Genomic DNA, 12,042 nt, shown 5'->3' on the forward strand with positions numbered 1-12,042 from the left:
CGCCGCCTACCCTGGTTCCCATGGCGTTCGCAAGCGAGCATCCCGTTGTCGCCCACTCCGAGTTCCGCCCCGTGGGGGAGATCGAACGGGCCGAGGGCCGGTTCGAGGTGGTCAGCGACCACAAGCCTGCCGGGGATCAGCCGGCCGCGATCGACGAACTCGAGCGCCGCCTGCAGGCGGGGGAGAAGGACGTGGTGCTGCTCGGCGCCACGGGCACCGGCAAGTCGGCCACCACCGCGTGGCTGATCGAGCGGGTGCAACGCCCCACCCTGGTGATGGCGCCGAACAAGACCCTCGCCGCGCAGCTCGCCAACGAGCTGCGGGAGATGTTGCCGCACAACGCCGTCGAGTACTTCGTGTCGTACTACGACTACTACCAGCCCGAGGCGTACATCGCGCAGACCGACACGTACATCGAGAAGGACTCCTCGATCAACGACGACGTGGAACGGCTGCGGCACTCGGCCACCTCCGCGCTGCTCTCCCGTCGCGACGTCGTGGTGGTCGCGTCCGTGTCGTGCATCTACGGCCTGGGCACGCCGCAGTCCTACCTGGACCGTTCCATCGCGCTCGAGGTCGGGGTGGAGGTGCCCCGCGACGCCCTGCTGCGCCTGCTGGTGGACGTGCAGTACACCCGCAACGACATGGCGTTCACGCGCGGCTCGTTCCGGGTCAAGGGCGACACCGTCGACATCATCCCCGCGTACGAGGAACTCGCCGTGCGCATCGAGTTCTTCGGCGACGAGATCGACGCGCTCTACTACCTGCACCCCCTGACGGGGGACGTGGTGCGCAAGGTGGACTCGCTGCGGATCTTCCCCGCCACCCACTACGTCGCCGGGCCGGAGCGGATGGAACGGGCTGTGACCGACATCGAGGCCGAACTCGAGGACCGTCTCGCCGACCTCGAGAACCGCGGCAAGCTGCTCGAGGCGCAGCGCCTGCGGATGCGCACCCAGTACGACCTCGAGATGATCCGCCAGGTCGGGTTCTGCTCCGGCATCGAGAACTACTCGAGGCACATCGACGGCCGTCCCGCCGGTTCCGCGCCGGCCACCCTGATCGACTACTTCCCGGAGGACTTCCTGCTGGTCATCGACGAGTCCCACGTCACCGTCCCGCAGATCGGCGCCATGTACGAGGGGGACATGTCGCGCAAGCGCAACCTCGTCGAATTCGGGTTCCGGCTGCCCTCGGCCGTCGACAACCGCCCGTTGACCTGGGAGGAGTTCGCCGCCCGCATCGGCCAGACCGTCTACCTGTCGGCCACCCCCGGCCCGTACGAGCTCGGGCAGGCCGGCGGCGAGTTCGTCGAACAGGTCATCCGGCCGACCGGACTGGTGGACCCGAAGGTCGTCGTCAAGCCCACCAAGGGCCAGATCGACGACCTGGTACACGAGATCCGCGAGCGCGCCGACCGGGACGAGCGGGTGCTCGTCACCACCCTCACCAAGAAGATGTCCGAGGATCTCACCGACTACCTGCTCGAGCTCGGCATCCGGGTGCGCTACCTGCACTCGGACATCGACACCCTCCGGCGCGTCGAGCTGCTCCGGCAGCTGCGGCTCGGCGAGTACGACGTCCTCGTCGGCATCAACCTCCTCCGCGAGGGCCTCGACCTACCCGAGGTCTCGCTCGTGGCGATCCTCGACGCCGACAAGGAGGGGTTCCTGCGCTCGACCACCAGCCTCATCCAGACCATCGGCCGGGCCGCCCGCAACGTCTCCGGCGAGGTCCACATGTACGCCGACAAGGTCACCGACTCGATGGCGCGTGCCATCGAGGAGACCGAGCGGCGCCGCGAGAAGCAGATCGCGTACAACCGCGAGCACGGCATCGACCCGCAGCCGCTGCGCAAGAAGATCGCCGACATCCTCGACCAGGTCTACGAGGAGGCCGACGACACCGTGGAGGTCGGGGGCTCGGGCCGCAACGCCTCCCGCGGCCGCCGCGCCCAGGGGGAATCCGGTCGCGCCGTGAGCGCCGGCGTCTACGAGGGCCGCGACGTGAAGTCCATGCCCCGGGCCGAACTCGCGGACCTCGTGCAGGAACTGACCGACCAGATGATGAACGCGGCCCGCGAGCTGCAGTTCGAACTGGCCGGGCGGTTGCGCGACGAGATCGCCGACCTGAAGAAGGAACTGCGCGGGATGGACGCCGCCGGCCTCGCGTAGCGTCTGCGGCATGGACCCACAGTCTGCCGGCCGCATCGCCCGTGCCCTCGAACTGATCCACTCCGTCGGGTACTTCGCCCCCGAAGTGGACGCCGCGCTCGGCGACACCGGCCTCGAGGCCGGCCGGATGCGGTACTTCGCGGCGCGTTCCGCCGCGCTCGGGGCGGTCGGGGCGGGCGTCGTGACCGCCACCTTCTACAACTTCAGTCCCCGTCTCGTCGCGTCCGCGATCCCGCACGCCTGGCGGCTCGCCACCCCGGAGGCCGTCGTGGCCGCCCGGCTGCGCGGCATCGACGAGTCGCTGGCCGGAATCCTCGGGCCCGAGGTGCTGGACTCGCCGGAGATGCGCGAGGCGGCGGACCTCGCCGCGAGCGCCGCCCGGGCCGTCCCGGGACCGGAGGGCCGGCCGCTGTACGCGGGGCACGCCGACCTGCCGTGGCCGGACGCCCCGCACCTGATCCTGTGGCACGCGCTGACCCTGCTGCGCGAATACCGGGGCGACGGGCACGTCGCGGCGTTGCAGACCGCCGGCCTGACCGGGATCGAGGCCCTCGTCACCCACACCGCCGCGGGGATCGGGTTCAGCGAGGACTTCGCCCGCGCGCGCCGCGGCTGGAGCAAGGAGGAGTGGGCCGACGCGGAGACGGCGCTGCGCTCGCGCGGACTGCTCGACCGCTCCGGTGCGCTCACGGACGAGGGCTTCGAGGTCCGCGAACTCGTCGAGGACCTGACCGACGACCTCGCGGCGGTGCCGTGGGCGACGCTGGGCGAAGACAAGGCCGACCGGCTGACGGAGCTCGCGCTGCCGTGGCGGGACGCCATCGTGGAGTCCGGCGTGTTCCCCGCGCAGATGTTCGGCCCGCGTTACGGTGACGCACGGTAACGTCAACGGTCGTCAGTGGCGTCGAGCGCACGGCGGCGGGCCCTGTGGGATCCACCCCAAAGGCCGTCAACCCCGTCCGGTCGGCCGCTACTGTCGACGCAGCAGTCGGAAGGGGGACGCAACGACGGTCGCCCGCCGGCGAAACCCGACCAATTTCATGGAGGAATGCATGAGCGCCTACCGGACCGTAGTCGTCGGAACCGACGGTTCCGAGTCGTCGTACCGCGCCGTCGAGAAGGCAGCAGCTCTCGCCGGTGACGCCGAGGCCCGTCTCGTCATCGCGTGCGCCTACTACCCGGTGGATCCGAAGGACAGCGCCCGCGCCGCCGACGTGCTCGGTGAGGACGCCTACCAGGTGACCGGATCGGCGCCCACCTACGACATCCTGCGCACCGCCCGGGAGAAGGCCCACGCAGCCGGCGCCAAGAACGTCCTCGAACGGGCCGTCGTCGGGGCTCCCGTCGACTCGCTCCTCGAACTGGTCGACGAGGTGGAGGCGGACCTGCTCGTCGTGGGCAACCGGGGCCTGAACACCCTCACCGGCCGGTTGCTCGGCTCCGTACCCTCGGATCTGGCCCGCAAGTCGACCTCGGACGTGCTCATCGTGCACACCGTCCGCTGACGCGTCGATCAGCAGTAGGTCTCGCGGGCGGCACCCACGTAGAACCGGGCGGCGTCGTCGCCCTGCAACTCCGCCCGCGAGACGGACGCCGCGAAGGCCGCGACGGACCGGACCGAGCCGAGGATCTGTTCTTCCGGCAGGCCGGCGGCCAGCTGGGCACACGTCCCCCGGACCAGTGCCACCAGCGTCTCGTCGGGCACCCCGGCGGCCAGCCCGGCCTCGGCCAGGGCCTGCTTGAACCGCAGGGCCGGCCCGTCCAGCGCCTCCGCCTCGACCGGTGCGGCCGCCATCGGGACCGTGACCGGGATGGCGGCCGCGGAGTCCTCCGAGGCCGCGGTCCCCGCACAACCCGCGGTGGTGGCGAGGACCCCGAACCCTGCCAGGATGCGCGCCCAGCGCCCCCGAGGCCACACCGCTCTCACCGCCCCGCCTCCCGCTCCGACCGGTCGCACGTTCGTCCGCAACATACCGCCCGGCCGAACGGCGCAGTCGGTGAAACGGCACATCGGTGACCTGTCACAGCCGGGCCGGCGCCACCAGCGCCGCCAGTGCCTCGGGCACTTCCCCGGTGTGCAGCACCCCGAGCCGTTGGGTGGCGCGGGTGAGCGCCACGTACAGGTCGTTGAGCCCGCGAGGCGACTCCGCCACGATGGCGGTCGGCTCCACCAGCAGCACCGAATCGAATTCCAGTCCCTTGACGTCCTTCACGGTGGACACCCGCACCGAATCCGACCGCAGATGCGCCCACTGCGCCGCGAGATCGTGCGGCACGATCACCGCCGTGAGGCCCGGGCCGTCCTCGGCCGCGAGGGCGCCGTGCACGGCTTCGAGAAGGCCGTCCGCGTCGACGTTCCGGACCCACGGTGTGAACCCGGACTCGCGCACCGAGCGGGGCGGCACCTGGTGCGGATCGATCTCGGCGAGGACCGCATGTGCGATCTCCATGATCTCCGCGGGCGTGCGGTAGTTGACGGTCAGCTCGGCCTTCTTCCACCGGTTGGCCACGTACGGCTCCAGGATCCGCTGCCAGGACGAGCTGCCGGCCGGATCCCCGGTCTGCGCGGTGTCGCCGACCAGGGTCATCCAACGGTTCGGGATGCGCCGCATCAGCATCCGCCAGGCCATCTCGGACAGCTCCTGCGCCTCGTCGACGATCACGTGCCCGTACGTCCAGGTCCGGTCCCCGGCGGCCCGTTCGGCCGTGGTCTCGTGGCTCGAGCGGCTCTGTCGCTGCGCGAGCTGGTCGGCGTCGATCAGGTCGTACGCCATCAGGATCTCCGGATCCAGCTCGTCCTCGAGATCCTGCGGGGCCGACCCCGTCAGGATGTCCAGGGCGCCCTGCGCGTCGGCGATCTGCTTGCGCCACTGCCGCGCGACGCGCTCCCGCTCGGCCGCGTCGTCGACGCCGAGCAACTCGGCGAGTTCGTCGAGCAGTGGCGCGTCCGCGGCGCTGAACACCCGCGTCGCCGAGGGGCGCAGCAGCAGTGCGCGCTGGTCCTCGTCGAGTTCCGGCGCCGCCGACGCGAGCCGCTCCCGGGACGCGAACAGCTCCGCGAGCACCTGCTGCGGGCTCAGCTGCGGCCACAGCGAGTCGATCGCCGCCGTGATGTCGCGGTCCGCCCGCATCTCGGCCCGGATGTCGTCGATGTCGTCCCGGCTCAACAGGTTTCCGCCGTCGACCAGATTCGCACCGATGATCGACGCGAGCTGGTCGGCGAGCGCGTCCACCACCGCGGAGACGAAGATCGGGCGAGCCAGGTTGTGCGGCCGGCGCGACGACCGGGCCCGGCCCCGCGCCCGCGTGACCGTCTTGCGGTCGAGGGTCAGCCGGTAGGTGTCGAAGACCAGGGGGATCGGCGTCGTCGGGATCTCCTGACGGTCCCGCACCGCCTTCTTCAGCACCTCGATCATGCCGAGCGAGCCCTTGATGGCGCCTGCCTCGAGGGAGTCTTCGACGCTCGCGCGCACCCCGGGGTACAGGTCACCGATCGTGGACAGCAACACGCCGGTCTCGCCGAGGGACGGCAGCACCTGCCCGATGTAGTCCAGGAACGTCGAGTTCGGTCCGACGATGAGCACACCGCTCTTCGCGAGCTGCCGACGGTACGTGTACAGCAGGAACGCCGCCCGGTGCAGGGCCACCGCGGTCTTCCCGGTGCCCGGGCCGCCCTGGACGACGAGCACGCTCTTGTGCTCGGACCGGATGATCGCGTCCTGCTCGGCCTGGATCGTCGCGACGATGTCGTGCATCTGCCCGGTCCGCGCGGCGTTCAGCGCGGCCAGCAGCGCCGACTCGCCGGCGACACCCCCCGCCGAGACGGTGGCGTCGTGCGCCTGGGCCGCGTCGAGATCGAGGTACTCGTCGTTGAGCGCGGTGATCGCGCGGCTGCGCGACCGGATGTGCCGGCGCCGCGTCACGCCCTCCGGCGCCGCCGGCGTCGCCAGATAGAACGGCCGGGCCAACGGCGCCCGCCAGTCCAGCAGCAGCGGCTCGTAGTCGTTCGCCTCGTCGAGGATGCCGATGCGGCCGATGTACCGCACCTCGGTCCCGTCGCCGTCCTCGCCGTCGCGCACGTCGATCCGGCCGAAGCACAGCCCGTGCTCGGCCGCGTCGTATTTCGCGATGTCCTCGGTGTACAGCTGCGTGAAGGACTCCCGCTCGCTGCGGGCCTGCGGAGTGCCGCCGGTGTCGAGCAGCACCCGGCTCAGCCGGGTCTTGGCGTAGGCCCGCATGGAGTCGAGGTGGCCGTACAGCATCGACAGGTAGACCTGCTCACGCTCATGGTCGGGGTGGGACAGGCCATCGGCCGGCAAGGGGTCTCCTCGGGGTCGGACGGGCGGCGGGTGCGTCGCCACGAAGTGCCCAAGAAGTCTAGTGGCGGTCCCGCACCGGCGCAGAATCGCCGGGTGCGGGACCGTGCTGTCAGCGCTGCAACTGCAGGCGGGCGCGGGTGAGGGCCTCCTCGGCGCGGTGACGGGCCTGCTGCGCCAGCAACAGGGAACGCTCCTCCGCCGTCAGCGCCCGCTCGCGGGCGACCTTCGCCAGCTCCGGGCCGCGCTCACGGGCCGTGCCCCACAGCAGCGAACTCCGTTCCCGGGCGACCTCGGCGAGTTCGGGTCCGCGTTCGCGGGCGACGTCGAGCAGTTCGGTGCCGCGTTCGCGGGCGACGTCGGCGAGTTCGGGTCCGCGTTCGCGGGCGACGTCGAGCAGTTCGGTGCCGCGTTCGCGGGCGACGTCGGCGAGTTCGGGGCCGCGTTCGCGGGCGACGTCGAGCAGTTCGGTGCCGCGTTCGCGGGCGACGTCGGCGAGTTCGGGGCCGCGTTCGCGGGCGACGTCGAGCAGGTGCGTGCCGCGCTCGCGGGCGACCTCGGCGAGCTCGGGTCCGCGCTCGCGGGCAACGCCCAGCAGGTGGCTTCCACGCTCACGGGCGGTGCCGGCCACCTCCGCTGCCTCCTCCGACAGGACCCGGACCCGCTCGGCCACCTTGTGCAGGCTCTCGGTGACCGCATCGCCCGCGCCGTCGTCCTGATGAGGCAGGACACCGGCGACGGCCTCCTGGGCGCGCCGTGCGGCCCGCCGTCCGCGCCACCCCAGCGACGGCTTGCCTTCGGTGTCCACCGCGGTGATGATCAGCCCGCCGAGCAGGCTGACGTTCTTGAGGAACTGGGTGCGCTGGATGGCCCGGGCCTCCGCATCCTCGACGTTCCAGAAGTCGTGACCCGCCACCGTCGTGGGCACGAGCGTGGTGGCCAGGGCAAGAGCCGCCAGCCGCGGTGCCTTCCCGACCGCGAGCAGCGCACCCGCCCCGATCTGCACGGCCGCGTTGATCCGCACGAGTGTCTCCGGATCGTTCGTGAGCTTCTCGCTCACCGAGTCCGGGAGCTTCTGCGTCACCGTGTCGGGCAGCATGCCCACCGCCCGGTCGAGTCCCGGCTGCGCTGCCGCCGCCTTGGTGGACGAGTCTCTCAGCGCGTCGATGCCCCCGGCGACGAAGACCGACGCGAGCATGGGGCGGGCAATTCTGCGGACAATCATGTGCTTCCTCCCGTGATCGGTGGCGGTTCCACCTTTGCACGCATACCCCGCCGCCCGGCGCGATATGCGCGTTCGACCCGGATCACGCTCCGGACGCCGCGCAACGATTGCGCGCCGAGGTGGCACGATGTGCGGCGTGAACGATGGGGGAGACGCGGCAGGGGGCGGCGACATCGGTGGGGCCGGGGTGCGCGTGGTGCGCACGACGACATCGGTCCGGGTCGAGGCCACGATACCGGTGTCGGCCGCGGCGCTGTTCGGGGTGATGCGGGACCCGCTGCGGCACAGCGAGATCGACGGCTCGGGCACGGTGCAGGTGCCCGCGGGGCAGCCCCCGATCACCGCCGTCGGCCGGCGCTTCTCCGCGCAGGTGCACTTGCCCGGGCGCAGCGCGTATCCGGTGGTCAACCACGTGGTGGCGTTCGAACCCGACCGGCTGCTGGCGTGGCTGCCGGCCAACCCGGACACGCCGCCGCTCGGCATCCGGTGGGAGTGGTCCTTCACCGGGACGACCGGGGGCGCTGCGGTGAGCCAGACGTGCGACTGGTCCGCGGTGACCGACACCGCGTACCTGCGTCGCGTGCGGCTTCCGCGGGTCTTGCCCGCGCAGATGTCCGCGAGCCTCGCCCGGCTCGGGCGTGCGGCGCGTTCCTGAACCGCGCCGGGTGCCGACGGTGTCGGTGTCCGGTGTGTCGCATGTCACGCACACCCTACCTCTTTGATTGCTAAACTACGCAAGTAACGGCATCGCCCGCCGGCGGTGGCTCGGACGACGGGAACGGTGATGGTCGCGCAGGCGCGTCAGCCCCTCTATCGGATGAAGGCCGACTTCTTCAAGACGCTCGGACATCCGGCGCGCATCCGCGTCCTCGAGCTGCTCAGCGAGCGCGAGCATGCCGTCTCCGAGATGTTGCCCGAGGTGGGGATCGAACCCGCCAATCTCTCCCAGCAACTGGCGATCCTCCGGCGCGCAGGCCTGGTCACCGCGCGCCGGGAGGGGCTGTCGGTGACGTACGCGCTGACGTCGCCGCGGGTCGCGGAACTGCTGGGCGTCGCCCGCGCCATCCTCACGGGGGTGGTCGCCGGACAGGCGGAGCTGCTCGAGGACGACGTAGCCGAACCGGCGGGCCGAGCGCGCCGCTGAGCCGGTCGCGCACCGGGGCGCTTCGCGCGCATTGATTGCAGACTTTATTAAGTGCTTATTTATTGTTTGTGGTGGAGGCACGATGTCGATGTCGACAGAGCAGCAGGATGCGGTGACCGGGCGCACCGAGGAAGAGGCGGCGGGAGCCGGCACCGTCGTGGCTCGCGCCGCGCGGTCGGTCGCCGCGCTGATGCCGCGCTGGGTCGAGTGGAAACCGGCCCTGCGCTCGCCCCGCGCCGATCTGACCGCCGGACTCGTCGTCGCCCTCGTGGCGTTGCCCCTCGCGCTCGGCTTCGGCATCAGCTCCGGTCTCGGGGCCGCGGCGGGCCTCGCGACCGCCGTCGTCGCGGGAGCGGTCGCCGCCGTGTTCGGCGGCTCCCGCTTCCAGGTGTCGGGCCCGACCGGCGCGATGACCGTCGTCCTGGTGCCGATCTTCCATGAGCACGGCGCCTCCGGCGTCCTCGCGGTGGGACTCGTCGCCGGCGTCGTTCTCGTCGTCCTCGCCTTCGCCGGCATCGGCCGGGCGGTGCGGTTCATGCCCGCCCCGGTGATCGAGGGCTTCACCGCCGGGATCGCCGTGGTCATCGCCCTGCAGCAGGTTCCGGCCGCGCTCGGCATCGCCCACGCCGAGGGGGAGAAGGTGTGGCAGAGCGCGTTCGACGCCGCCCGGCAGTTCGTCGACCAGCCGTCCCTTCTGCCCACGGTCGTGGCGGTGCTTGTCGCGGCGGCCATCCTGATCGGCGGCCGGTACCTGCCGAAGCTGCCGTTCTCGCTCGTCGCGGTGGTGGTGGCCACCGTCGTCGCACAGCTGTTCCATCTGAACGTCACGCGGATCGGGTCCATCCCGTCCGGCTTCAGCGCCCCCAGCCTCGGATTCCTCGACCTGGGTGAGCTGACGTCGCTTCTCGCGCCGGCGCTCGCGGTGGCCGCGCTCGCGGCCCTCGAATCGCTGCTGTCCGCGACCGCCGCGGATTCGATGAGCGTCGGCACCCGGCACGACCCGGACCGGGAGTTGTTCGGGCAGGGCCTGGCCAACATCGCCGCCCCCCTGTTCGGCGGCGTTCCGGCCACGGGCGCGATCGCCCGGACGGCCGTCAACGTCCGCTCGGGGGCGCGGTCCCGGCTGTCCGCCCTCACCCACGCCGTCATCCTCGCCGGGATCGTCTACCTCGCCTCGCCGCTCGTCGCCCAGATCCCCCTTGCCGCGCTCGCCGGCGTTCTGCTCGCCACCACGGTGCGCATGGTCGAGACCGCCTCGATCGTCGCGATCACACGGGCGAGCCGCGCGGATGCGATCGTCATGACGGTGACGTTCCTGGTCACCGTCGCCCTCGACCTCGTGACGGCGGTCGCGATCGGTGTCGGGTTCGCTGCGGTGCTCGCGCTGCGGGCGGTCGCGAAGTCCGCCCGGATCGAGCAGGTTCCCCTCGACGAGGAAGGGGATCACGCCGCCGAGGAACACGAGCTGTTGCGTGAGCACATCGTCGCGTACCGGATCGACGGCGCTCTGTTCTTCGCCGCGGCCCACCGATTCCTGCTCGAGCTCGCCGACGTCACGGACGTCAAGGTCGTGATCCTGCGCATGTCCCGGGTGACGGCCATCGACGCCACCGGCGCCCTCGTCCTCAAGGACGCCATCACCAAGCTCGAGCACCGGCACATCACGGTCCTGATCTCCGGGGCCAAACCGGAGCACCTGCGGCCGCTGTCCGCGCTGGGTGTCTTCACCACCAAGGACAGCGAGGAGCGGCACGTCTTCGCGACCACGCCCCGAGCGATCGCGTACGCCCGCATGCTGGTGCTGCCGGAACACCGGTACGCCCAGGCCGCCGCCGGTTCCGAGGGGAAGGGGCCGGGAGATTCCGAAGCTCTTCCGGGCGAGTAGAATCGGCGGTGTGACCGGCCCTCGTGGCAGCCTGGCTCTCCTCACCCGGTAACGCCAGGTGAGCACGGGGACCGGTCGCCTGCCGTCGGCGGGACCGGCGGGGCGCAGGCGGCCGCGAGCCGTGCGTGCCGCGGCTCGCCTCCCGGGCCCCTCCGTTCCGGCCAGTAGCATCTGCTCCGTGACCGACTCGACCGCGAGTACCAGCCGTCCTGCCGCCCTGCGCGTTCTCGTCTACAGCGACGACGCCGACACGCGCGAGCAGGTCACCCGGGCGCTGGGCCGGCGACCCGATCCCGAACTCCCCGAACTCGACTTCGTCGAGGTGGCGACCGAGCCGATGGTGATCCGCCGCATGGACGCCGGCGGTATCGACCTCGCGATCCTGGACGGCGAGGCGGCCCCCGCCGGTGGGATGGGGATCGCCAAGCAACTCAAGGACGAACTCGAACAGTGCCCGCCCGTCGTCGTGCTGACCGGCCGGGCGGACGACGCGTGGCTGGCCGACTGGTCCCGCGCCGAGGCCGCGGTGCCGCGGCCTCTCGACCCGTTCCGCCTCGCGGAGACGGTCGTCGCGCTGCTGCGCGGCCGCAGCACCACCTGAGGGCGGCGCGAAGCGGGCGCCGGCATCGGCCCACGGTCCGGGCGATCTGGCGGTCCCGGCGTCCCGGCACCCCCGCAAGGGTCGGGCGAAACGGAGAAATCACGCCGCGTCGTATCCGCCTCGGCGGGACACCGCGCCGGTAGGCTGAGCCGTACATCACAATGATGCGGTTGAAGTGACTCACGGCACTGTCTCCGTATCGTGATCGTTCGGCCCCAGCGGCCGGTGGAGGTCGGCAAGGGCAACGGGGTCGGCGCGGGTGGCCGGCTCGCACGGAGAGGAGCCAGGCGCCATGAACGTCTACATCCCGATCCTCGTGCTCGGAGGGATCGCGGTCGCCTTCGCGGTGTTCTCGGTCGTCGTGTCCTCGGTGATCGGCCCGAGCCGCTACAACCGAGCCAAGCTCGAAGCCTACGAGTGCGGGATCGACCCGACGCCGCAGCCGCCGGGCGGCGGCAGGTTCCCGGTGAAGTACTACCTGACGGCCATGCTGTTCATCATCTTCGACATCGAGATCGTGTTCCTCTATCCGTGGGCCGTGCACCTCGATGCCCTGGGGGTCTTCGGGCTGGCCGCGATGGCGCTGTTCGTGTTCAACGTCGCCGTCGCCTACGTCTACGAGTGGCGGCGGGGTGGTCTCGGCTGGGAATGACCGCGACAGGGAATGGGATTGTGCCGTAATGGATTCGAACACCGA

At 71.3% G+C, this 12,042-nt stretch carries 11 protein-coding genes; 8 read left to right on the top strand and 3 right to left on the bottom strand.

The window, feature by feature from the left end; genetic code table 11:
• The first annotated feature begins 20 nt into the window (after window positions 1-20).
• From uvrB to A4U64_RS10195, 3 genes are all read left to right on the top strand, one after another.
• Window positions 21-2,174, top strand: a complete 2,154-nt coding sequence (gene uvrB / locus A4U64_RS10185) for an excinuclease ABC subunit UvrB (protein ID WP_006948089.1) — start codon at window positions 21-23, stop codon at window positions 2,172-2,174.
• 10 nt (window positions 2,175-2,184) lie between these two features.
• Entirely contained in the window at window positions 2,185-3,057 is an 873-nt protein-coding gene (locus A4U64_RS10190) for an SCO6745 family protein (RefSeq protein WP_065922523.1), read from the top strand.
• A 169-nt stretch (window positions 3,058-3,226) separates the two neighbouring features.
• Window positions 3,227-3,679, top strand: a complete 453-nt coding sequence (locus tag A4U64_RS10195; protein WP_006948093.1) for a universal stress protein — start codon at window positions 3,227-3,229, stop codon at window positions 3,677-3,679.
• A gap of 8 nt (window positions 3,680-3,687) precedes the next feature.
• Here A4U64_RS10195 and A4U64_RS10200 read toward each other — a convergent pair whose 3' ends face one another.
• From A4U64_RS10200 to A4U64_RS10210, 3 genes are all read right to left on the bottom strand, one after another.
• Window positions 3,688-4,101 carry a DUF732 domain-containing protein gene (locus A4U64_RS10200; protein ID WP_232334186.1) on the bottom strand — a complete coding sequence of 138 codons (414 nt, stop codon included), beginning with the start codon at window positions 4,099-4,101 and terminating at the stop codon, window positions 3,688-3,690.
• Between the two features lie 94 nt (window positions 4,102-4,195).
• Window positions 4,196-6,436 carry a HelD family protein gene (locus tag A4U64_RS10205; protein ID WP_157127618.1) on the bottom strand — a complete coding sequence of 747 codons (2,241 nt, stop codon included), beginning with the start codon at window positions 6,434-6,436 and terminating at the stop codon, window positions 4,196-4,198.
• A 166-nt stretch (window positions 6,437-6,602) separates the two neighbouring features.
• A complete protein-coding gene (locus tag A4U64_RS10210; protein ID WP_084648625.1) occupies window positions 6,603-7,715 on the bottom strand; it encodes a DoxX family protein in 1,113 nt (370 codons plus the stop codon).
• Window positions 7,716-7,842: 127 nt separating this feature from the next.
• On the opposite strand from A4U64_RS10210, the gene A4U64_RS10215 reads away from it, so the two are divergent.
• From A4U64_RS10215 to A4U64_RS10235, 5 genes are all read left to right on the top strand, one after another.
• Window positions 7,843-8,370 (top strand): SRPBCC family protein, encoded by a 528-nt coding sequence (locus A4U64_RS10215; protein WP_065922526.1) that lies wholly within the window; start codon window positions 7,843-7,845, stop codon window positions 8,368-8,370.
• A gap of 129 nt (window positions 8,371-8,499) precedes the next feature.
• A complete protein-coding gene (locus A4U64_RS10220) occupies window positions 8,500-8,859 on the top strand; it encodes an ArsR/SmtB family transcription factor (RefSeq protein WP_029543966.1) in 360 nt (119 codons plus the stop codon).
• Window positions 8,860-8,941: 82 nt separating this feature from the next.
• Window positions 8,942-10,744, top strand: coding sequence for a SulP family inorganic anion transporter (locus A4U64_RS10225; RefSeq protein ID WP_065922527.1), 1,803 nt, complete (start codon window positions 8,942-8,944; stop codon window positions 10,742-10,744).
• 178 nt (window positions 10,745-10,922) lie between these two features.
• Window positions 10,923-11,345, top strand: a complete 423-nt coding sequence (locus A4U64_RS10230) for an Rv3143 family two-component system response regulator (protein ID WP_029543962.1) — start codon at window positions 10,923-10,925, stop codon at window positions 11,343-11,345.
• 292 nt (window positions 11,346-11,637) lie between these two features.
• On the top strand, window positions 11,638-11,997 hold the full coding sequence (locus A4U64_RS10235) for an NADH-quinone oxidoreductase subunit A (RefSeq protein ID WP_003937927.1): 360 nt from the start codon (window positions 11,638-11,640) through the stop codon (window positions 11,995-11,997).
• Window positions 11,998-12,042: the final 45 nt, after the last annotated feature.

The sequence above is a fragment of the Rhodococcus sp. WB1 genome, assembly GCF_001700945.1.
GTDB lineage: Bacteria > Actinomycetota > Actinomycetes > Mycobacteriales > Mycobacteriaceae > Rhodococcus > Rhodococcus aetherivorans.

Excerpts from the sequence above, each read along its gene's own strand:
- uvrB (WP_006948089.1), top strand. The coding sequence starts at position 21 with ATGGCGTTCGCAAGCGAGCATCCCGTTGTCGCCCACTCCGAGTTCCGC.
- A4U64_RS10190 (WP_065922523.1), top strand. The coding sequence starts at position 2,185 with ATGGACCCACAGTCTGCCGGCCGCATCGCCCGTGCCCTCGAACTGATC.
- A4U64_RS10195 (WP_006948093.1), top strand. The coding sequence starts at position 3,227 with ATGAGCGCCTACCGGACCGTAGTCGTCGGAACCGACGGTTCCGAGTCG.
- A4U64_RS10205 (WP_157127618.1), bottom strand. The coding sequence starts at position 6,436 with ATGCTGTACGGCCACCTCGACTCCATGCGGGCCTACGCCAAGACCCGG.
- A4U64_RS10210 (WP_084648625.1), bottom strand. The coding sequence starts at position 7,715 with ATGATTGTCCGCAGAATTGCCCGCCCCATGCTCGCGTCGGTCTTCGTC.
- A4U64_RS10215 (WP_065922526.1), top strand. The coding sequence starts at position 7,843 with ATGTGCGGCGTGAACGATGGGGGAGACGCGGCAGGGGGCGGCGACATC.
- A4U64_RS10220 (WP_029543966.1), top strand. The coding sequence starts at position 8,500 with ATGGTCGCGCAGGCGCGTCAGCCCCTCTATCGGATGAAGGCCGACTTC.
- A4U64_RS10225 (WP_065922527.1), top strand. The coding sequence starts at position 8,942 with ATGTCGATGTCGACAGAGCAGCAGGATGCGGTGACCGGGCGCACCGAG.
- A4U64_RS10235 (WP_003937927.1), top strand. The coding sequence starts at position 11,638 with ATGAACGTCTACATCCCGATCCTCGTGCTCGGAGGGATCGCGGTCGCC.